23 protein-coding genes and 1 tRNA gene are annotated in these 20865 nt (G+C 65.8%); 15 read left to right on the top strand and 9 right to left on the bottom strand.

What is annotated here, in order from left to right; genetic code table 11:
• The first annotated feature begins 12 nt into the window (after positions 1 to 12).
• Both orn and B4L26_RS04425 read left to right on the top strand, forming a co-directional pair.
• Entirely contained in the window at positions 13 to 612 is a 600-nt protein-coding gene (gene orn, locus B4L26_RS04430; protein WP_290716293.1) for an oligoribonuclease, read from the top strand.
• A gap of 86 nt (positions 613 to 698) precedes the next feature.
• Positions 699 to 771: transfer RNA gene (locus tag B4L26_RS04425), tRNA-His, on the top strand.
• A gap of 88 nt (positions 772 to 859) precedes the next feature.
• On the opposite strand, the gene B4L26_RS04420 is transcribed toward B4L26_RS04425, so the two are convergent.
• Positions 860 to 2080, bottom strand: a complete 1221-nt coding sequence (locus B4L26_RS04420; protein ID WP_290716291.1) for a tyrosine-type recombinase/integrase — start codon at positions 2078 to 2080, stop codon at positions 860 to 862.
• Positions 2077 to 2598 carry a hypothetical protein gene (locus tag B4L26_RS04415; protein ID WP_290716289.1) on the bottom strand — a complete coding sequence of 174 codons (522 nt, stop codon included), beginning with the start codon at positions 2596 to 2598 and terminating at the stop codon, positions 2077 to 2079. Before B4L26_RS04415 ends, B4L26_RS04420 begins: the two co-directional genes overlap by 4 nt.
• Positions 2599 to 3005: 407 nt before the next feature.
• Here B4L26_RS04415 and B4L26_RS19065 point away from each other — a divergent pair, with 407 nt between their 5' ends.
• From B4L26_RS19065 to B4L26_RS04385, 7 genes are all read left to right on the top strand, one after another.
• A complete protein-coding gene (locus B4L26_RS19065) occupies positions 3006 to 3122 on the top strand; it encodes a hypothetical protein (protein WP_324549449.1) in 117 nt (38 codons plus the stop codon).
• Between the two features lie 108 nt (positions 3123 to 3230).
• The gene (locus tag B4L26_RS04410) at positions 3231 to 3599 is read left to right on the top strand and encodes a hypothetical protein (protein WP_290716287.1); all 369 of its coding nucleotides are present in this window, start codon (positions 3231 to 3233) and stop codon (positions 3597 to 3599) included.
• Entirely contained in the window at positions 3596 to 5017 is a 1422-nt protein-coding gene (locus B4L26_RS04405; protein WP_290716286.1) for an AAA family ATPase, read from the top strand. The genes B4L26_RS04410 and B4L26_RS04405 overlap by 4 nt, the downstream gene beginning before the upstream one ends.
• Before the next feature lie 231 nt (positions 5018 to 5248).
• A complete protein-coding gene (locus B4L26_RS04400; protein ID WP_290716285.1) occupies positions 5249 to 5644 on the top strand; it encodes a hypothetical protein in 396 nt (131 codons plus the stop codon).
• A 23-nt stretch (positions 5645 to 5667) separates the two neighbouring features.
• Positions 5668 to 6510, top strand: a complete 843-nt coding sequence (locus B4L26_RS04395; RefSeq protein ID WP_290716284.1) for a hypothetical protein — start codon at positions 5668 to 5670, stop codon at positions 6508 to 6510.
• Between the two features lie 4 nt (positions 6511 to 6514).
• The gene (locus B4L26_RS04390; RefSeq protein ID WP_290716283.1) at positions 6515 to 6676 is read left to right on the top strand and encodes a hypothetical protein; all 162 of its coding nucleotides are present in this window, start codon (positions 6515 to 6517) and stop codon (positions 6674 to 6676) included.
• Positions 6677 to 6717: 41 nt separating this feature from the next.
• Positions 6718 to 7239, top strand: coding sequence for a hypothetical protein (locus tag B4L26_RS04385; protein WP_290716281.1), 522 nt, complete (start codon positions 6718 to 6720; stop codon positions 7237 to 7239).
• Positions 7240 to 7302: 63 nt separating this feature from the next.
• Here the strand turns inward: B4L26_RS04385 and B4L26_RS04380 are convergent, their stop codons facing one another.
• Positions 7303 to 8175 carry a tyrosine-type recombinase/integrase gene (locus B4L26_RS04380; protein ID WP_290716279.1) on the bottom strand — a complete coding sequence of 291 codons (873 nt, stop codon included), beginning with the start codon at positions 8173 to 8175 and terminating at the stop codon, positions 7303 to 7305.
• Complete coding sequence (locus tag B4L26_RS04375; RefSeq protein WP_290716277.1) at positions 8172 to 8477, bottom strand: hypothetical protein; 306 nt, start codon at positions 8475 to 8477, stop codon at positions 8172 to 8174. The genes B4L26_RS04380 and B4L26_RS04375 overlap by 4 nt, the downstream gene beginning before the upstream one ends.
• 279 nt (positions 8478 to 8756) lie before the next feature.
• On the opposite strand from B4L26_RS04375, the gene B4L26_RS04370 reads away from it, so the two are divergent.
• The 6 genes from B4L26_RS04370 (at position 8757) to B4L26_RS04345 (ending at position 16891) form a co-directional block, all read left to right on the top strand.
• Positions 8757 to 9566 carry an SDR family NAD(P)-dependent oxidoreductase gene (locus B4L26_RS04370; RefSeq protein ID WP_290716275.1) on the top strand — a complete coding sequence of 270 codons (810 nt, stop codon included), beginning with the start codon at positions 8757 to 8759 and terminating at the stop codon, positions 9564 to 9566.
• Positions 9567 to 9804: 238 nt separating this feature from the next.
• Positions 9805 to 12228, top strand: a complete 2424-nt coding sequence (locus B4L26_RS04365; protein WP_290716272.1) for a nitric-oxide reductase large subunit — start codon at positions 9805 to 9807, stop codon at positions 12226 to 12228.
• Positions 12225 to 12854 carry a hypothetical protein gene (locus B4L26_RS04360; protein ID WP_290716269.1) on the top strand — a complete coding sequence of 210 codons (630 nt, stop codon included), beginning with the start codon at positions 12225 to 12227 and terminating at the stop codon, positions 12852 to 12854. The genes B4L26_RS04365 and B4L26_RS04360 overlap by 4 nt, the downstream gene beginning before the upstream one ends.
• Entirely contained in the window at positions 12851 to 13627 is a 777-nt protein-coding gene (locus B4L26_RS04355) for a slipin family protein (RefSeq protein ID WP_290716267.1), read from the top strand. Before B4L26_RS04360 ends, B4L26_RS04355 begins: the two co-directional genes overlap by 4 nt.
• A gap of 22 nt (positions 13628 to 13649) precedes the next feature.
• The gene (locus tag B4L26_RS04350) at positions 13650 to 14717 is read left to right on the top strand and encodes an AI-2E family transporter (RefSeq protein ID WP_290716265.1); all 1068 of its coding nucleotides are present in this window, start codon (positions 13650 to 13652) and stop codon (positions 14715 to 14717) included.
• Between the two features lie 317 nt (positions 14718 to 15034).
• Positions 15035 to 16891, top strand: coding sequence for an alkyl/aryl-sulfatase (locus B4L26_RS04345; protein ID WP_290716263.1), 1857 nt, complete (start codon positions 15035 to 15037; stop codon positions 16889 to 16891).
• Between the two features lie 66 nt (positions 16892 to 16957).
• Here B4L26_RS04345 and B4L26_RS04340 read toward each other — a convergent pair whose 3' ends face one another.
• The 5 genes from B4L26_RS04340 to B4L26_RS04320 all read right to left on the bottom strand — a co-directional run bounded on the left by B4L26_RS04340 (position 16958) and on the right by B4L26_RS04320 (position 20729).
• A complete protein-coding gene (locus B4L26_RS04340; protein ID WP_290716261.1) occupies positions 16958 to 17158 on the bottom strand; it encodes a hypothetical protein in 201 nt (66 codons plus the stop codon).
• A gap of 126 nt (positions 17159 to 17284) precedes the next feature.
• Positions 17285 to 17569, bottom strand: coding sequence for a hypothetical protein (locus B4L26_RS04335; RefSeq protein WP_290716259.1), 285 nt, complete (start codon positions 17567 to 17569; stop codon positions 17285 to 17287).
• A gap of 19 nt (positions 17570 to 17588) precedes the next feature.
• A complete protein-coding gene (locus tag B4L26_RS04330; RefSeq protein WP_290716257.1) occupies positions 17589 to 17852 on the bottom strand; it encodes a hypothetical protein in 264 nt (87 codons plus the stop codon).
• An 84-nt stretch (positions 17853 to 17936) separates the two neighbouring features.
• Positions 17937 to 19433: a DUF4185 domain-containing protein gene (locus tag B4L26_RS04325; RefSeq protein ID WP_290716255.1), complete on the bottom strand. Its 1497-nt coding sequence runs from the start codon at positions 19431 to 19433 to the stop codon at positions 17937 to 17939.
• Between the two features lie 84 nt (positions 19434 to 19517).
• Positions 19518 to 20729 (bottom strand): L,D-transpeptidase, encoded by a 1212-nt coding sequence (locus tag B4L26_RS04320; protein WP_290716252.1) that lies wholly within the window; start codon positions 20727 to 20729, stop codon positions 19518 to 19520.
• Positions 20730 to 20865 lie beyond the last annotated feature (136 nt).

Raw genomic sequence — 20865 nt, 5'->3', positions numbered from 1 at the left:
AGGGTTGACCGCGTGCAAGACAAACTGGTGTGGATCGACTGCGAGATGACCGGTCTCGACACGACGAACGACAAGCTGATCGAAATCGCGGCGCTGGTGACTGACAGCGATCTCAACGTCCTCGGCGAGGGTGTGGACATCGTCATCCACGCCGACGATGAGGCGCTGGCGAACATGCCCGACGTCGTCACCAAGATGCACGCCGCATCCGGGCTCACCGAGGAAGTCCGCGCGTCGACGGTGACCCTCGCCGAGGCGGAGGAGCAGGTCCTCGACTACATCCGGCGCCACGTCACCACGGCTGGACAGGTTCCACTGGCCGGCAACTCGATCGCCACCGACCGCGCCTTCCTGGCCCGCGACATGCCGAAGCTCGACACCTACCTGCACTACCGGATGGTCGACGTGAGTTCCATCAAGGAGCTGTGCCGGCGCTGGTACCCGAAGATCTACTTCGGGCAACCGGCGAAGGGCCTCTCCCACCGTGCGCTCGCCGATATCCGCGAGTCGATCCAGGAGTTGAAGTACTACCGCGCGGCGGCGTTCGTGCCGCAACCAGGGCCCGACGCCGACGAGCTCACCACCATCGTCGAGGGTCTGGGCCCGGCGTAGGGAACCGATTGGTCTTCTCCGCGGGTCACCCGCTAGAGTAGGACCCTGGCTCTGGACGACGGCGATCCTGTCGGTCAGCGCCGATGGTGGCTGTAGTTCAGTTGGTAGAGCACCAGGTTGTGATCCTGGCTGTCGCGGGTTCGAGTCCCGTCAGCCACCCCCACCAGAAACGGCGTCTGACTTGCACTTATGCGGGTTAGGCGCCGCTTCGTTTTGGCCGTATGCAATGAGCCATGCAATAGCGGTCTCATTTTCCGCCCCCAACCGCGTCGGCGAAGCGGTCCGCCGCCGCCCGTTGCATCGTCGGCGTCACGTGGGCGTAGGTGTCCATCGTCGTCGTGATCGTCGAGTGTCCAAGCCGTTCTTGGACGACCTTCGGGGACACGCCCGCCTCTAACAGCAGTGACGCGTGAGTGTGGCGCATACCGTGCAAGGTCAGCGCGGGCAGACCGTCGAGCACCTGCCGCGCCTTGCTGACGCGCCGGGTGAACATCTCCGACACCGACATGGGGTTACGCGGTGAACCGTCGAGCGTGCCGAACACGTAGGCGTCAGCGGTCGCCAAGTCCAACGAGAGAGCCGCGCGCGTCTTGCGCCATGCCCGTAGTACGGCGATGGTGGCTGGGTCGATATCGACGACGCGCGCCCGACCGGACTTCGTGGACTTCACAGCGCCCGGGGTGGCGGTGTCCAGTGCCCGCCGAACCTGCACCCGCGCGCCGGTCAGGTCGACGTCGGCCCACCGCAGCGCCAACAGTTCCGAACGCCGCATACCGGTGTAGGCCGCCAGCCACCACAACGCCGCGACGTCGTCGTCGTAGTCGTCGCGGTCCCATGTGAGGAACGCCCGCAGCTGGGTACCGGACCACGTGACCATCTCGTCTTTCTCCCGTGCGATCGCCTTCGCGCGCGGTGCCCGTACCGACTTCCGGCGGGCCGGGTTGTCGACGATCAGACGATCCTCTTTCGCGGCGTCGAGCATCGCGCCGACAGCAACGTGCACCTTGTGGACGGTGTTCGTGCCGAGTCCTTCGGGTGCGCGGGTGCGCGACTGGTCGGGCTGACCGAGTTCGCGGTAGAGCCGGGCCAGGTGGGTTGTGGTCACCTTGTCCAGACGCAGGCGTCCGATCGTCGGGTTGACGTGGCGGGTGAAGATGCGCCGGTATCCGGCGACGGTGGCAGGCGCCAAGTCGAGCCCGTCGAGCCACGTTGCCGAGTAGTCGGCGACGGTGGGAACAGTGGCGGTCAGGTCACGCCCGGCCGCGTGGTCGGCGCGCGCCTTCTGTAGTGCCTTCTCCGCTTCGGCTGCTGTGAGAAGGCCGCCCTTGCCGACGTATTTGCCGCTGCCCGGCACGGTCGGGTCGTAGCCGACCAACAGCTGATAGCGCCAGCGGATGGCACCTGACTGCACCTTGTACTTTGTGACGCTGCCGCCTACGCGTCGGCTACGCCCCTTCTTCTTGGTCATCGATCTTTCTCCTTCTTCCGTGGTGGTGGTGGCAGGAGTTCGGCGTCCTGCGCTTGCCGGATCACACGCGCGGCCGTGGACGGATCGCGGTCCAAGTAGAGCCCGACAGCGTGCCTTGGTGCCGCGAGGGCGACTATCTTTAGCTTCTCGTCTTTCACGTTCGGCCGTGCCTCGCGGATCATCGCCTTCACCTCCTCCACTCGCCCGTTCCTGACGAGTAGGACGAGCTTCGCGACGTCGCGGAGTTCCTCGATGCTTCGCCCCTTCGGGCCGCGCCGCTGCTGAGCGGTCTCAGGCTTCGTTCGCAACTCGACGGCGCCGAGCGTGGATAGATCGACAGGAGGACCGTTGCTGTCGCAGTCGTTGACGTGGATACTGGCCGCGATCGTTGCCAGCCGCTTGACCGGTATGCGCCGCAAGTCTGCCGTTGCCAGTGCGGCACCGTCGTCGGGGACAAGCATGATGCCGAGGAGCGTCGGCCCACTTTCGTCGAGCCCGGCGCGCACGTAGTAGGTCACGCGTCGGCCAACTAGGCGGATTCCGACGTACTTGCCGCCAGGTCTGACTAGGCCGGGGGCGGGGTCACGGTTGGCGAGGCGGTTGGGGAAGACCGCGACGCTCTCGACGGCCCCCGGTGTCTTGCGCGCCTCCCGCTCCGCTGCCGCCGCATAGTCGATGAATCGCCGCGTGCGCTCACCTATCGCGGTCTGCCAATATTGCACGCCCGTCATCCTATGCATCGGTCGGTAATTCCGCTAGGCATGAGAGTGCAAGCCCAAACCAACCGACACCAAGGAGGCGCATTAGATGGCAACCACAGAACTTGACCCCGGGGTGAAGATCGATCTCGCGTGGCTTCGTGAGGCCACTGTCACGGCCCTCACCATTCGCCAGACCGGGCAAGTGCTCGGGATCGATCCGCACCGTGAGCGCGGCCGTCAAGCGTGGCGAACTGCCCGCCGTGAAGGTTGGGCGCCGGGTGCTGGTGCCGCGTACTCAACTGTTGGCGCTGTTCGACGTTGCACCCTCGCCGCGTGACTAGCCGTCTACCGCTGCCTCACCCGATGTTTGGACAGGAGTCCTACCAACCATGCCCACCACCACAGAGAGAAGCCGCCCCCGCGTGAACGAGGACGGTTCCCGGGTAGTCATGACCCAACCCCGAGACTACGCCGCTCTGCTGCCCGATGAGGCCGCCGTCACCAGGTGGGCCGCCGGTCTGGTCCTGCCCGGCACGCCACTGTTCGGGTCGCCGGAGTGGGTAGCCCTCGACGACGAAGAACTACGAGTGTCCTCAGCGGTGCGCGCCGGAGTCGCCTACGTCGCCGAAACCGTGAGGCTGCCGTACCGGCTGGCTGCCGAGTTGGTGGATGCCGACCTCGACGTGGTGGCGCGGGTGCGTGCCGCTGCACTCGACGTCGCCGACGGCACCGCGTGGGGAACTGTGGGCCGCCAGATCAGGGACCGCCGGGCCTGGCAGGAATCAAACCCGTGGGCCGTGCGGCAGGTGACCGCATGAGTAAGAACTTCCGTGTTAGCGCTGCCGCGCACGACCGTGAGAAGCGTGAAGAACGCGAAGAAGGTGATGCGCTTGACGATGCCGCCAGCGCCGACGAGTACGCCGCCAAGCGCGTGCTGTTGGTCGCCAAGGTCGCCGCCGCCGTCGCTGGTCAGCCGGGGTTGACATTGGTCAGCGCCGAGCCCGAGTCGCAGGAGGACGAGACGGTCGACCACCTCGACGACGCGCCCGAGCAGACCGCACCCGAGGACCTTGACGAGGTGCCCGCACCCGAGGACGACCGCCCCGACGAGGACCAGGCACCACCACCGCACGAGCCCGACGAGGACGAGCTCGGCGCGGAGGTAGTGGAGACCGACGACGGCCCCTCACCCGAGGGACCCACAAGCGCAGGCGCCACGCGCACCGAGGTGGAGGTGATCGACGCCACCCGTGGGACCGCTGCCGAGGAAGTCAAGCGCCAAATACTCGACGGCTGGTCGTTCATCCACGATGAGCCTGATGCCATTCCCGCGCTGTGGGGAGACGGCGACCGCGTGGTGTGGCCCGAGGGTGAGTCACTGGTAATCGCTGGCGGGCAGGGAGTCGGCAAAACGACCCTGGCCGGCCAAGTAGTCACCGCGCTGATCGGTGCCGGTGACTCGGAGGTACTAGACCTGCCAGTCAGCCGCGTCAACCGTGTGCTGTACCTGGCGATGGACCGGCCCCGACAAGCCGCACGGTCCCTACGGCGTCAGCTTGGTTCGGCCGGTCAGGATCAGATGGCCCGGCTTGCAGTGTGGAAGGGTCCACCGCCAGTGGACCTGGCGAAGCACACAAGCGCACTTGCCGGACTGGCCGAGTTGGCGAATGCCGACGTGGTGGTGGTCGATAGCCTCAAGGACGCCGCGCTTGGGTTGACTGACGACGAGGTGGGCGCCGGATGGAACCGCGCCCGCCAGTTACTCCTAGCCGACGGCCGCAACCTGATGGAGTTGCACCACATTCGGAAGGCTCCCACAGGGAGGGGGCCGGACAAGGCGCCGAGCATCGGCGACATCTACGGCTCAACGTGGATCACGTCGGGTGCCGGGTCGGTGCTGTTGCTGTCCGGTGACCCCGATGACGCGGTCGTTCGCCTGCACCACGTGAAGCAACCGATGGAGGAAGTCGGGCCCTGGAATGTGGCGCACCACCAGACCGAGGGGCGCCTAGAGATCGTGGATCAGGTCGACGTTGCCGAACTGGTCGCCCGACGCGGCCGAGTCACCGTGAAGGACTTGGCGACGGTGCTGTTTGATACTCCCGTACCTAACCGCAACCAGGTGGAGAAGGCACGGCGCAAACTCGATCGGTTGACGGCGCGCGGTGTCCTGACGCGCACGGAAATGCTGCCCGGAAACCCGACCGAGTACGCGTGTTCGGGAGGTGTGGAATGAGGCGTCTCTTGCGCAACTCGGTGGGTCACGGAGGGGGTCACGCGCCCGTTTTGGTCATGCACTCACGCCAGGGTCACGCTGTTTGTGTTTGTGCTGGTCACAGGGTCACGTTTGGGGTCACGGGGGTCACGCGCCTAGGGGGTCACGCTAGGGGGGGTCTCTATAAGAGACCCCTAGCGGCCCCCACCCCCGGAACGGCCCTGCTCTCGGCGATGAGATTGGGGGTCAGCGATGAGTGACGACGACCTCGACGGCCGGAGCTATCCGCGCGCTGAACCGCCCATCGGGCTGGACCGTGACGACGCGCTACTACTCGACCTAGTCACCGACGGATTCAGCTACCGACTCAGCGCGATCGGCGCCGACGCTGACCGCTACCAGATCGCCGAGTTCGTCGACCGCAACGGCGTTCGGCAGTACGTGAGTGTGGACACTGACCGTCTCGGCTACCGAGGCCAGTTGTCAGCCGCCCTCGACGACCCGCCTCCGCATGAGCGTCTCGACGCCCTCGACGCTGCGCGCGTGGTGCCGCTGCACTGTGGTGCCACCACCCGATCAGGTTGGCCGTGCAGTCGCACAGTCACCACCCCCGGAGCCCGCTGCCACCAACACACCACCGCCCGATAACCAAACCCGAGGAGGACCCCGTCATGCGCCGCAAACAACGCACCACCATCGACACCTTGCCCACCGCCGAAACAGCGCCCACGAAGCTCACAGCCCCGGCACGGCCTAGCCTGTTCGACCCGCAGGCGTGCGCCTCCGAATGGCTGCACGGGCAAGCCGACGAGGACGACGTCCTCCCCTTCTCGTGGCTCGCCGGCCGCTGGTACCGCCACACCCGCAGCGGCTGGGAGCAGATCGACGACGGAGCCCTCCGCCACTCCCTCGACGAGTACGGCCGCCAACACCACCAGTTCGATGAGCACCTTGGCCGCCGTGACGCGACATGGAACGCAGTCGTCCACCAGGTCCGCCAACTAGCCGCCAACACCGCCCCGCCGGAGCCGCCCGCCGACCGCTTCGGCCGCGCCCCGCAGTCGTGGCACACCCGCCGCGACGGTCACCTACCCGGCGTGCCGGTGCAGATCGCCCGCTGCTACGTCGCTGAGCGCTGGTACCCGAGCCCCGGCCGCGACTTGGGCGGTAGGCAACTCATCTACGCCTATGGCCGGTGGCGGGTATGGAACCGAGGGCAGTGGACCGAACCGGCATCGACGACCGCCCGCCCTGACGAACTGGCCGACCCGATCGCCGAGGACATCGCCGAATGGATCAGTGACGCCCACGTGTGGCAGGGAGACCAGCTGATCCCGTGGCGCTCAATCCTCGATATCGGCAACCTCACCCGCGCAGTACGGGAGGTGAGTGCGATACCGGTCGGTGCAGACGGGAAGCTGCCCGACCCCGTGGCGGTGTGCGACCACGACCAAGCCCAAGCCCGCCGCGAAGCCGCCGACACCCGCCAACCCCGACCCCTGAAAGTGAAGTGACGACATGGCAGAACTAGCCGACCACCGGATCACCGTCGAGAACTGGGAAGTGTTCGCCAGCCGCGACACCGCGCTCGCCCTCCGCGACTACCTCACCGACGCAGGCATCGAGTCCTACGTGTGGCGCGACACGTCGGGCTATGGGACGTGGGTGCTGGTCGCCTAAGGGCCAGCCCTGTACCGGCCAAACAAACAAGGGAAACAGCGATGACATGGACAGGTCGACCCGGCACGCGCCCGCAACAACTCGCCGACCGTGACCGCGCCGTGCGTGCCCTCGACCTACGCCGCGACGGCCTGCAATGGCAACAGATCGCCGACGAGTTGGGATATCACGACGACGCCACCGCCTACCGCGCCGTCAAGCGCGTCCTCGACCGTGTCGAATCAGAATCGGCCACCGAGTACCGGGCTGTGATGGCCGCCCGCTACGAACAGTTGTGGAGGGACGCGCGGTCATCGTTGGACGCCCTACCTGCCGACCACGCTGGCCGTGCCGCGCTCCTGACGTCGGCACGCGGCGTCCTCGACTCACTGGCACGATTGCACGGCATCACGGCGGCCGAGGTCACCGTCGTCACGCCCGAGGTCCGGGCCCGCGACCGCATCGACGAGGAGATTGCGCGCCTGGTCACCAAACTGAAAACAGCGGCCGGACCCGACGTCGAAACCCCCGTACTCGACGGCATCGTCGCCGAGGTCGAAGCCATGCCCGACCCGGCCGACTAGCCGCCGAGGGGAACGCACCTATATGGGCGCGCTGACACTGAAATAGCGCGCAGCTATGACCGGTCAGCCGAGGACGTCGCCCACCAGGTCGACACGCCCCGCCGGGGTGCGCCACCGCAACGGGTCAAGATCGTCGACCGCCTGCCGCCGCCGCTCATCGGACACCTTCGTATAGACCTGCGTCGTCGCCAATGACTTATGCCTCAGTAGTTCCTGCACCGTCCGCAGATCAGCCCCATTCGCCAGCAACGTCGTTGCATACCAGTGCCGCAACGCGTGCGGCGTCGCGTTGACACCAGCACGGCGCATCGTCCGCCCAACCACATCGCTGACTGACTTCCCATGCATCGGGGCACCCGGTGTGCCGCGCATCGGAAACCACCAGCCCTTGACGGGCATCGTGGAAGCGACCTCAACCAAGATCGGATGCAACGGGATCGAACGCAGCTTGCGCCCCTTGCCCTTGACCCAGATCAGCCGCGCCCCCAGGTCGACGTCCTCACCACGGACCCGCGCAATCTCACTGACCCGCAGGCCGGCCAACGCCGCCAACAAAATCATGATCCGCGTCGACCGCCACATACGCGCCCCCATGAGCCGGGCCATGTCCTCATCGCTGATCGGCCTAGGTTCCCGGTCGGGATAGTGTGCGGTGCCAACTTTCACCATGGGGTTGTCGGGTCGGTGGTCGACCAGCTGCAACCACTTGAACCACGCGCCGACGTAAGACTGATAGGTGGCGGCCGTCGAATCCGACCACTCCGGGTGCGAGTGCAACCACTCGATGATCTGCGCCGGCGTCATGCCCGCAGGCTGCACCCCGGACTCGGCCGCCATGGCCGCGATAACCCGGCACCGTTCGGTGATCGTGACGTGCGAGAGCCGCGCCGCCGTCTGCCACACCTGCCAGTCGTCGAGCTTGAGAACGTGAGTCATGAGGTAGTCCCTTCGGGGTTGTGGTAGTCGAGCATCACGGCGACGGCGTGCCGCAGCACACCCGCCAACATGTCGGCCTCCGCCGGAGTGAGGGAGAACGTCCAACCGTCGCCGGGTATCCCGGGGATCGTGTCCTGTCGGAACACGAGGTACGGCCGCCAATGGTCGGCGATCGGTTGCCGCAGCTGCACCCGCAACCGCCCCCGGACGTGCCCGAGGTCGGCGACCCGCTCACACGCCCCGTCCGGGTGGATCAATTCATGCGACCACCACAGCCCGCCGGGCTCCTGCTGCCCGCTCACAGGGCCGACTCACAGACGTGTGATTCGGCGATGAAACCGGCCGCCATGCAATGAGCCATGCAATAGCGGTATTGCATGGCGGTGTATCTCAATGTGCCGTCAACAAGTGCCCGTCGACGTTTACCGAGGTCAGAGGCACCGCCGAGGTATCTCGATGCACCCATATCCCCACCGGTGACGAGAGTTCGAGTCCCGTCAGCCACCCCGACGACGACGCCCGCCCGCACACGCAGGCGGGCGTCGTTTTATCTTGTCGAGGGACCTCACTAGGCTGGATCCGTGGAGATCCAGGGACGCCGAATCCTCGTCACCGGCGCGTCCAGCGGGATCGGACACGCGCTCGCCCTGGAGTTGGCGTCGCGCGGGGCACGACTCGTGGTCACCGCGCGCAGTGTCGACAAACTCGAGGAATTGGCCGCTGCCACGGACGCCGAGGTCTTTCCCGCCGACCTCTCGATCTGCGGGGCGGCGGCCGATCTGGCCGCTCGCGTCGGCCCGGTCGACATCCTCGTCAACAATGCTGGCGCCGGACTCGCCGCACCCGTCGCGACGATCGGCGACGACGAGCAGGCCCGCGCCGCCTTCGAACTCAACTATTGGAGCCCGCTCGCGCTGATCGGTGCGCTGACGCCACCGGTGATCGTCAACGTCACCTCGCTGGCGCCGGTCACCCCGTGGCCGCTGTCGGGCGGATACGCCGCCGCCAAAGCCGCACTATCGGTCGCCACCGAGACGCTGCGGATGGAGCTGCCCGACACCCATGTCATCGAGGTCGTCCCCGGTCCAGTCGATACCCCGGTGCAGGCCGAAGTACGTCTGATCCCGGGTAGCGCCCGCGTTCTCGACAAGTTGCCGACAGGCAGCGCCGAGCGACTGGCACGGCGCATCGCGACGGCGATCGAGCGCGACCGCACCCGAGTCGTCTTCCCCCGGATCTACTACCCCGCGCTCGCTCTGCCCACCATCGGCCGTCGAATCCTGCGAGTCCTGGCACGCAACGTTCGAACCGACGACACGGTGTTCCGGACGGGCTCGCAGGGGGATGCGGCGTCGATCGCCGCGCGCGCGAGTTGGCGCCCGCGCCGTTGATCGCTTGGCTCCGAGACTCGTCCGGAGCCTCCATGCAACGAACCATGCAAAAGCGGCGTGAGATGTGATGTGGCTCACACTTTCCATGGGTTTACAACCTTTTTACCCGTTTCGGGACCAAGGCCCATTCTTCGTCGGGACCAACGCCCCGACGATTTGATCGGCAAACCTGCAGGCCTCGCGCGGTCCTACCGTTATTGGCGCAGCTCCACAGCCCACCGGAGAGGTCAGCCCAGCCATGTCCGTCACCGCCACAGAGCCAGAATCCGCCCCACTCGAACCCATCGATCCGACCGAGGAGAAAGACCCGGTCATCAGCCGGGGCTGGGTCCAGGGCGTCGCCCTGGTCATGCTCTTCGGCTTCTTCGTGATGGGGATCCTCGCGTACCGCACCTACACCGCCTCGATGCCGCTACCTGACAAGGTGGTGACGCAATCGGGCGAACCGCTGTTCAGTGGTGCCGACATCACCCGCGGCCAAGAGATCTTCCAGGCCCGCGGCCTGATGCAGTACGGCTCGATCAACGGCCACGGCGCCTACCTGGGTCCCGACTTCACCGCCGACTACCTGCGCCGGTCGACCGAGAACGTCGGCGAACAGATGAAGGCCAAGGGGGTGCCGCAGGTCCACGACGCCGTGGTCAAGGAATTCCGGACCAATCGCTACAACAGCTCGACCAAAACACTCACCTACACCGACTACCAGGTCAACGCCTTCAACGCCCTGACCAAGCACTACGCCCAATTCCTCGGTCCCGACTCCCGGGCCAACGGACTGCCCGCCGATTTCATCACCGATCCCGGTGATATCCGCGACCTCACCGCCTTCTTCTCCTGGAGTGCGTGGGCCGCGGCCGCCGACCGCCCCGGGCACGACTACTCCTACACCAACAACTGGCCGGCCGAGCCGCGCGTCGACAATGGTCCCACCGCCGATCTCATCGTCTGGTCGGCCTTGTCGCTGATCGCCCTGCTCGGCGGCACCGGCATCATGTTCGCGGTGTATGGCCGGTGGAGCCAGCGCATCGGCTGGCATTCCAACACCCAGCAACCACTGGTGTCCTACAAGCAGCCTGGCGAGGTCAAACTCACTTCCTCGCAGCGGGCAACGGTCTTCTTCTTCCTGATCATCGCGGTGCTCTTCTTGATGCAGGCGCTGCTGGGCGCACTCACCGAGCACTATCGCGCCGACCTATCAAGCTTCTTCGGCCTGAATCTCAACGCGCTGTTGCCCTACAACCTCGCGCGCACCTGGCACGTCCAGCTCTCCTTGTTCTGGACGGCGGCGTCGTTCCTGGCCGCGGGCATCTTCATCACCCCGTTCATCACCAGGCGCGAGCCAAGCCGCCAGCACTGGCTGGCCTATGCACTTCTGGGTGCATTGGCCGTAGTGGTCTTCGGCTCGCTGATCAGCGAGGGTCTGTCGACCTTCGGAATCATCAAAGAGGGCACCCTGTTCTCCCAACAGTGGGAGTACCTCGACCTCCCCCGGTTCTGGCAAATCCTGCTGGTCATCGGGTTGTTCTTCTGGATCGTCATCCTGTGGCGCGGGTTGCGCACCACGTTGCGGAGCTCGGCCAAGACGGGCATGCCGTGGCTGTTCTTCCTGGCCGGCCTGGCCATCCCGGCCTTCTACGCGGTCGGCCTGCTGGCCAACAGTGACACCCACTTCTCAGTCGCCGATTTCTGGCGGTTCTGGGTGGTGCACCTGTGGGTCGAGGACTTCCTCGAACTGTTCACGACGGTGATGGTGGCCTACCTGTTCGTCCTACTCGGCGTCGTGCGCCAACGGATCGCCATCGGCATCATCTTCTTGGACATCATCCTGTACTCCGCCGGCGGTGTGATCGGCACGATGCACCACCTCTACTTCTCGGGCACTCCGGTCGAGCACATGGCTTTGGGCGCGTTCTTCTCCGCGGCCGAGGTGATCCCGCTGACCCTGCTGACCGTCGAGGCATGGACCTTCCTGCACCTGGGCTCGCGGCAGCAATCGGGCGACACCAAGCCCTTCCCGCACCGCTGGGCGGTGATGTTCCTGGTGGCGGTCGGCTTCTGGAACTTCCTGGGCGCCGGCATCTTCGGTTTCCTAATCAACCTGCCGGTGGTCTCCTACTACCAAATCGGCACCGCGCTGACCGCCAACCACGGCCACGCGGCAATGATGGGCGTCTACGGCATGCTCGCCGTCGGGATGGCCATGTTCGCGCTGCGGTATGCGATACCGGCCGACAAGTGGCCGGAGCGGGCCGCCAAGACCAGCTTCTGGTGTTTGAACATCGGTCTGGCGTGGATGGTGTTCGCGACGTTGCTCCCGCTGGGCATCCTGCAGCTCTACCACTCGGTGGACGAGGGCTACTACGAGGCCCGCTCGCTGGGCTACATCACCCAGCCCGACAACGTCCTGCTCGAATGGGCGCGCATGCCTGGTGATCTGGTGTTCATCATCGGCGGCATCCTGCCCTTCCTCTACATCGCCTACGTGGCGGTGCGACACTTCTTCAAGTCCGAACCGACTGAGCAGTTCACCGAGAACCCGTTGTTCGAGGTGCTGCCGTCCGACGGGAAGGTTGCGACTAAGGTCGGGGCGGGGGGCACGGCCGGCGCGACCATATCGGGGGCCGCCACGGCGGACACCGGCTCCGACGCCGACTCGTCATGAGTGCACCGTCGATCAGCACCTGGATGGTCGCGACCTATGCACTGGTCCTGGTGGGCGTCGCCTGGGCCTTCGACCAGATGGCAAAGCGCACCTCTCGCCGGGCCGCGCAGTGGCAAACCGGCGACTTCGTCTACCACGAGGACCACGACGCCTGGAAGTGCCCGGAAGACCAGTGGCTCTGGCCGACCTCCTTCGATCCGGAAAACCGGGTGATGCGCTACCGCGCCAAGCCGTCGGTCTGCAACGGATGCCCGGTAAAGGACACTTGCACGACCTCCACGACCGGCCGGGAAGTCAGCCGGGCGGTCGACCCGTGGCCACACTCGGAGGCCGGCCGCTTCCATCGCGGAATCGCCTGCGTGATCGCCGGGTTGGCTGGCATGCTGATCGTCGGCCAGGCCTTGATCTCCCACGCCGTGCCGGACCTGCTGGTTCTGGGCTCCGCCCTCATCGGGCTCGCTGCGTTGGCCGCGCCGTTGTTCAAACACCTGCTCGCCACCCCGGCCCACGCGCCCGACCACCTTCCGGCCCGCACCGCACACGAGGACTCGGTGGCGGCCGCAATCGACAAGTACTCGACGCGCTGGGGCACGGGCATGCGCAGCAAGGAGCCGAAGAATTCATGACGACCGCCTGGTTGTTGGTAGCTCTGCTCGTCGCCGTCACCCTAGGAGTCCTCGCCTGGATGGGCATCACCGTGCTGCGCGAATACGAGCGTGGCGTCGTCTTCCGCGCGGGTCGGCTGCGCCCCCTGTACGAACCCGGCGTGAAGTTCCTCATCCCCCTGGTCGACCGGATCGAACGGGTGGATCTGCGCGTGGTGACACTGACCATCCCGCCGCAGGAAGTCATCACCAAGGACAACGTCCCCGCCCGCGTGAACGCGGTGGTCATGTTCCGCGTCGTCGATCCGGTGCTGGCGATCATGGCCGTCGAGAACTACGCGGTGGCCACCTCGCAGATCGCCCAGACCACACTGCGCTCGCTATTGGGACGGGTCGATCTGGACACCCTGCTGGCGCATCGGGAGGACCTCAACGCCGATCTGCGCACTGTGATCGAAGCGCAGACCAGCGCTTGGGGGGTCCAGGTGCAGGTGGTGGAAATCAAAGACGTCGAGATCCCTGAATCCATGCAGCGGGCAATGGCACGCGAGGCCGAGGCCGAACGCGAACGCCGCGCCAAGGTCATCAACGCCCGCGGCGAGTTGCAAGCCTCCGAGGAGCTCAAACAGGCCTCTGACACTCTGTCGCAGAGCCCGGCCTCACTGCAGTTGCGCTACTTGCAGACCCTGCTGGAGTTGGGTGCCGACCAGAACTCGACGGTCGTGTTCCCACTACCCGTCGACATCATCACGCCCTTCCTCAATGCCGCCCGCGACGCCAAGCGCGACCGGTAACGCAGCGATGTATCCTGCGCCTGTGGGCTCCCCTTCCTTCGAATCCGCAGTCCGACGTCTCGGTGCGACCAGTTGGGCGGCACTCGGGATCATCGGACTGGTAGTGGTTGCGGCACTGGGTCTCAGCGCGGTCAGCGGCATCCTTATCCCGCTGATCGTCGCGGTGATCCTGGGGATGGTTCTCGAACCGGTCGCCGGGTTCTTCCGTCGCCACGGCCTGTCGCCGGCGGGCGCCACGGCCGTGACGCTGCTGCTGTCCATCCTCGCGCTCGCGGTCGTGCTCACCGTCGTGATCCAGGGGTTCGTCCGGCAGGTGCCCGAGATTTCGCGCCAGCTCACCACCGGGTGGAATTCACTGGTCGATTGGGTCCACAGCCACGACCTCGACCCGGAGCTGCTCGAGCGTGCCCGCTCCGCTTTCGACACCTATTCGGGCCAAGTGGGCCAGGGCGCGCTCGGGGCGCTGACGCACACCTTCTACGGTGCGATCTCGCTCTTCATCGGCATCTTTTTCTCGGTGTTCTTCCTCTTCTTCACCATTCGCGACGGCTACAAGTTCTCCGGGTGGATCGCGCGGTCCACGGGTCTCGACCACGACACGGTCAACGACGTTGTGCGCATCTCCCGAGACTCCGTGCGCGGTTACTTCCGCGGAACGGCGATCACCGCCATCCTGACCGCACCGATCTTCATTATCCCGCTGCTGATCCTGCGGATCCCGTTGGTCCTGCCCATTTTCGTCCTCTACTTCTTCCTCTCGTTCCTGCCGTTCGTCGGGGCCTGGATCACCGGGATCTTCGCGGTGCTGATCGCATTCGGCGCGGGCGGCCTGCCCGCCGCGCTCATCATCGGGATCACATTCCTCATCTCCAACGGCACCATCCAGAGTGCGGTCAGCTCCTGGGCGTTGGGTAACTCATTGCAGCTGCACCCGGTCTCGGTCCTGCTGGCGACGATCATCGGCGGAACCATCGCGGGCCTGCTCGGCATGGTTCTCGGCGCACCGGTCCTGGCCGCAACCATGAAGTCGATCAACGTCGTGAGGGCGCGCCAGGTAGCGCCCCCAGACTCAGAAGTCACCCCCGCCTGACCTCCCAGACTGCGACCTGAGGGGAACGATTCCAGGAGGTCGACGTTCCTCCTTACTCAGCGGTCACCCACCTGACCTGCGACGATGCGTATCTGACTCCCAAAGTTGCTCGAAATGCGACATACTGGAGACCTAACCAACAGGAGCCGCGCCATGACTGATCAGAGCCATACCGTTGCCGCAACCCGCTGCCCGTCCGAGTGGCACGGACGGCACCGCACGCGGCACAGCCCCCGTTGCGCTCTGCCCCTCGGTCATGACGGCCAGCATCGCGCGGAGACCCGCGCGGACGACAACACCAACGACCTATACGTCTGGTGACACCTGCGTCGGGGGGCGACGCACCGACGGGTGATGATTACCCGTTCAACGACACCCAGGATTTCGACGACGCTAACCGGGGGCTGATCGCGACGCTTGACGTCGGCGCTATCAAGAACGCCGCCGGAGACACGATCTGGGACCTGAACGCCTACGAGTTCCTCGACGGCGAGGCACCCGACACGGTCAACCCGAGCCTCTGGCGCCAATCTCAATTGTGCGCCAAGCACGGGCTTTACGAAGTCACCGACGGTATCTACCAGATCCGCGGATTCGACCTGTCCAATATGACGGTCATCGAGGGTGAGCGCGGGATCATCATCATCGACCCGCTGATCAGCACCGAGACCGCCGCGGCATCCCTGGCCCTCTACCACGCTCATCGGGGTGATCGGCCCGTCAAGGCGGTGATCTACACCCACTGCCACGTCGACCACTTCGGCGGCGTCAAAGGCGTCACCACCCAGGAAGACGTGGATGCCGGGCGCGTACAGATCATCGCGCCGACGGGCTTCATGGAACCGGCCATCGCCGAGAACCTGTACGCGGGCACCGCGATGGGCCGCCGTGCCGGCTACATGTACGGCGCCGCCCTCCCCCGCGACCCCCGTGGCGGCGTCGGTGCCGGCCTCGGGCAGACGACGTCGACGGGCACCGTCACGGTCATCGAGCCGACCGTCGATATCACCGAGACCGGGCAGGAACTGACCGTCGACGGAGTGCGCATGGTCTTCCAACTCGCGCCCGGTACCGAGGCGCCCGCCGAGATGCACTTCCACTTCCCCGACCGCCGAGCGCTGTGCATCGCCGAGAACGCAACGCACACGATGCACAACATCCTGACGCTGCGCGGCGCCGTCGTGCGCGACCCGCGCGCCTGGGCACACTACCTCGGTGAGGCCATCGAGATGTTCGGCGATGACACCGACGTCGTGTTCGCCAGCCACCACTGGCCGACGTGGGGACGTGAGCAGATCTTGACGTTCCTGCAGACGCAGCGGGAAATGTACGCCTACCTGCACGACCAGACGCTGCGCCTGCTCAACCGCGGCTACACGGGCATCGAGATCGCCGAACAGTTCCAGATGCCGCCGGGTCTCGAGCAGGCCTGGAACACCCACGGCTATTACGGCTCGGTCAACCACAATGTGAAGGCCGTCTACCAACGCTATCTCGGCTGGTTCGACGGAAATCCCGCGAACCTCTGGCAGCACCCGCCCGAGGCTTCTGCGCCGCGCTACGTCGAGTTCATGGGCGGTGCGGACACCGTTGTCGCCAAGGCGCGCAAGTCATTCGAAGACGGTGACTACCGCTGGGCCGCAGAGGTTCTCAACCACGTGATCTTCGCGCAGCCAGACCACGCGGAGGCCCTCGCACTGCAGGCCGACACCTTCGAGAAACTGGGCTTCGCCGCCGAGAGCGGGCCGTGGCGCAATTTCTACCTCTCCGGCGCGATGGAGTTGCGCAGCGGCAACTTCGGCACGCCCACCGCAGCCAGCGGCAAAGACATAGCCGCCAACCTGCAGCCCGAGATGTTCCTGGACGCCCTGGCCATCCAGCTCGACGCACAGAAGGTGTGGGACCTCGACATCACGCTGCGCTGGGTGTTCGGCGACGAGCGATTCCTCACCCGGCTGCACAACGGCGTCCTGCTGCGCGATCACGACAAGCCCGACGTGGCTGCCGCCGCGACCGTCACCGTCCCCGACGGAGTACTCGTGTACCTTGCCACCGGCGATCTCCCGGGTGCACAGGCAGCGGGACTCGCCGTAGACGGTGATCCGGGTGCACTGATCGGGGTGTTGGGCGCGCTTTCACCTCCCGATCCGAACTTCAACATCGTCACGCCGTAGCAATTGCAGATAGCACTCGACCCGCCGACTTTTGTCGACGGGTCGAGTGGCTGTGGCCCGGAGACCCTAGCTGCCGAAGGGTGAGGCAGGCGGCGGCGCCTTCTTCTGCTGTGGCGCATCGCCGCCGATCTTGCAGACCCACTGGTTGGTGCTCGGGCTCCAGATGTAGGTGCCCTTCGCGCCGTTCTGGTCGGTGCAGGGCGAACCGCCCGGGTCACCGCTCTTCGGCACGGCCTGCGCCGCGCCCGCACCGAGTCCAATCGCCACGGCGACCAAAGGTGCACACATCATTGCCTTACGGGAAATCGACACTCGCCACTCCCTTCTTCCTTGGACTGCAGGTCGGCGAACCGACTGCAGTTGGGGACCATCCCCGGAAACTCATTGAACTGATCAGCTGCCGAAGGGATCCGGCGGTGGCGGCGGCTTCTTGCGGCCCACGCGGGGAGCGTCACCGGTGATGTTGCAGATCAGGTTGTTGTTATAGGCCGTCTTGTCGTCGTTCTCCCAGACGTAGTAGCCCGGGGCCCCGTCCTGGTTGGTACACGGGGCGCCGTACCTGGGCTCCGCCGATGCGGCGCCAGCCGTCAGGCTTCCAATCCCCAGGCTGCCGACTCCTACGGCCATGCCGACTGCGGCAGCGGCGATACCGGCCTTCGTGAAATGTGTACGTGCCATCGTCATCTCCTTGCTTCGCTCAGCGCTTGGGCAGGCAGTGCCAGTGGTTGTGGGCTTTGTCGTAGGTGTAGGTCCCCTTGCCGCCATTCTTCAAGATGCAACCGTGACCGCTCGGGTCGTCTTCGTGCCAACCGCCGGCCGACGCAACTCCACCTCCAAGCCCAATCGCCACCGCGACGAGCGGCGCACACACCAAAGCCTTTCGGGTCATCGACATCCCCGTCGTCCCGCCTTTCTCCTTGATCTGCGGAGCGGCGAACCGGCCGCAATGGGACTGTTCCACATCGCAGAATAATCGATACTGATGTCTCACTCCGGAAAATCGACCGATTGGCACGGGATACGCAGAAACCCTGATTCGGCCTGTTCAGTACACGTGCGCGCGCATGAGGCTGACGTTGTAGGTCGACCACTGACTGAGTGTGAAGTACAGTTCGTCCCCGGTCGACCACGGATGCATGAAACCGCCGTACAGCTCCGTACGTGAGCCGGCGTCAACGAGGCGCGCCGGCTCCGACCATGCCCCCTGCGGTGTGCGGGACGTACGGATCATGATCGCGCTGCGCACCGGGTCGAGGTAGGTCATCTCCCACCGATCGGCGGCAGCGTTGTGGCGGACGGAGAGCTCTCCGGTCGGACCGCCGAAGAGCACCGAAGCGGCGTTGGCGTCCCGCGTCGGGGTCCAGCGGCCGTCCCGCCAATACTGGTAGGCCGTCTTGTTGAGCACGTCCTCCTTGCGAACGCGCGCCAAGCCGACCGAGCCGTAGCGCGAATTGGGTGTGCCGAACATGTAGACGTAGTCACCGTCGGGGACCATCGACGACACCTGAAACTGTGACGTCCCGAAGACGTTGTCCCACCGCATGTAGGGGTCCCTCGTCCAGATCGAGCCACCATCGTCGGAATAGGCCAGACCGCCGTAGTTGGTCAGCCACGTGTTCGCCAGCTGCCCCCACATGCGCACCGACATGTACGTCATGAACTGCCGGCCGCCGATCGCGAAGCCCGACGTCGGGATCGTCGTCAGCTCGTAATTGTTGATGTGGCGCGAGTCGACGACCTGCACCGCGTGGCAGCGGCTGTCCTGGATCATCGTGTCGATCGCCATGCCGTCGGAGAGCTTCTTGTCGGAACTGACGCCGATGACGTTGGAGCGCCAGTCGCCGCCGTTGGCCCCCGGCGGCCGGAAGCCCTTACCGAACGTGTCGCCGAAGGCCACCGCGATCTGGCCCGGCTTGCTCTCCCACATAATGCCCAAGTCGGTGCCCATCACCTGCCAGCGCTTGTCGGTGCGGCTTGTCGACCCCTGACCGGTCAGTGTCGACACCCACCGCACCAGCCCGACTCGCGGCGCGCGCGGCGCCCTCTCCAGCGGTGCACGGTCCCAGCCCGGATCAACCTTGGGCGGCGGTGGCGGAAGCTTCGGTGGATTGGGGTTGGGCACCGAGAAGGGAATGGTGATCGGCGACGGCTTGAGGGTCACCTTGGGTGCCTCGAGACTGCCCAGTGATCCGTTCCCCGAGGGCGCGGGTTTCTTGGGATCGGTGATGTCCGGGCACGGGTCGACGCACCGCTTCTTCTTCGACGGCGGTGGCTGCGACTTGATCCGGACCGGATTGGGCTGCGGCGCCGGCTCGGGAACCGGGAGGAACCGCAAATACGGCAAGTCAAGGCGGTATTCCTTGGGGATCATGTCACCCGGCCCGAACGGATGCGGTTGAGGCTTGGGCGGCAGATCGTTGATACAGCCCGAACTCGGCAGGACCGGTGCTGCGTGCACAGCCTGAGCAGAGGACAACACTGCCCCGGTGGCAAGCGCAGCCGACAGCGCGACTAGTGCTGCACGTCTACCTCCTTCGCCCATGGGGCGCAAGGTTACCGCGTCAGATTCTGGTGGACTCTCCGCGACGCGAGGCGAGACCCAACCGTGACGGGACCGGGAGAAGGCTTAGGCGTTGCCCTTCTTCCACACCGACCACGGGATGTTCCAGTCGCCGAGACCGTCGACGCCCGACAGTCGCGGACCCTGGGTGTACTTCACCGTGACCGGGTCGCCGCGCAGCGTGTTCTGCATGACCCACAGAGCATTGTCGGGGCTCAGGTTGAGGCAGCCGTGACTGGTGTTGGTGTTGCCCTGGGCCCACACCGACCACGGGGCGGAGTGAAAGTAAATGCCGCTGTAGGACATCTGCGTGGCGTAGTCGACCGGGGTGCGGTACCCGTCTGCCGAGTTCACCGGCACACCGTAGGTGGACGAGTCCATGACGAGTCGCGCGTGCTTGTCGCCGACGATGTAGATGCCGTTGTCGGTCGGGGTGCCGGGCTTGCCCATCGAGGTGGGCATCCGCCGGATGACCTTGCCGTCGCGCTCGAAGGTCACCATCTTGGTGCGATCATCGGCGGTGATGAGCATCTGCCGGCCGATGCGGAACGTCGACCTCACGTTCTTCTGGCCGTACACGCCGTCGCCGAGGTCCTTGCCGAACACGTTGACGGCGACGCTCACCTTGGTGCCGGGCTTCCAGAACTCCGCCGGGCGCCAGCGCACGTCCTGCGGGCTGACCCAGTAGAACGCGCCCTCGACCTTGGGCTCCGTGGTGATGGTGATCGCGTCCTGGACCGCCTTGCGATTGGTGATCGGCTCGTCGAACTTCACCGAGATCGGTTGACCGACGCCCACGACCTCACCGTTGCGCGGGACGAGGTAGGGCATCGTGAAGTTGTTCGCGGTGCTCGTCGTGAAGGAGCGCGAAACGTCAGCCGTGCCGCCGACGCCCTTGGCCTGTGCCGTCAGCGTGTACCGGCTCGCGAAGTCCATCGGCACGCTGTTGGTCCAGGTCGCACCGTTGTCGGTGATCTCACCCGGGATTACTTTTCCGCCGCTGGTGACCTTCACATCGGTCAGCGAGCCCTGCTCGACCTTCACCGTGACCGGCGAGCCCGGCTGGACGCCGATGGCGTTCTCCTTCAGCACGGCACCACCGTCGGTGATGGTCATCTCGGGAGCCGCAAGGTCGGAGAACCGCGACGCGTCACTGACAGCGTCGGAGTACGTCGGCGACTTGGTGCATGCGCTGAGGAGCCCCACCAGTGCCATCAGCACCGCCAAGACCGCCACGGGCAGGCGTCGAGTCTGACTCAAGCTATGGGGGTAACCCATCATTCTCCAACCATCGATTTCTTCACGATTCGAGCGCAGGTCGGTCAACCGGGTGCGGACACCGGGACAACCTGCGGTCTTGTGTCCAATTGTAGGCGAATCCGGCGAACTTGACACATCGCGCAGGTCGGGCCGG

Source organism: Gordonia sp. UBA7599 (genome assembly GCA_002477755.1).
GTDB lineage: Bacteria > Actinomycetota > Actinomycetes > Mycobacteriales > Mycobacteriaceae > Gordonia.
Note: the sequence above shows the minus strand (reverse complement) of the source record. Positions and strands in the feature narration are given on the sequence as shown.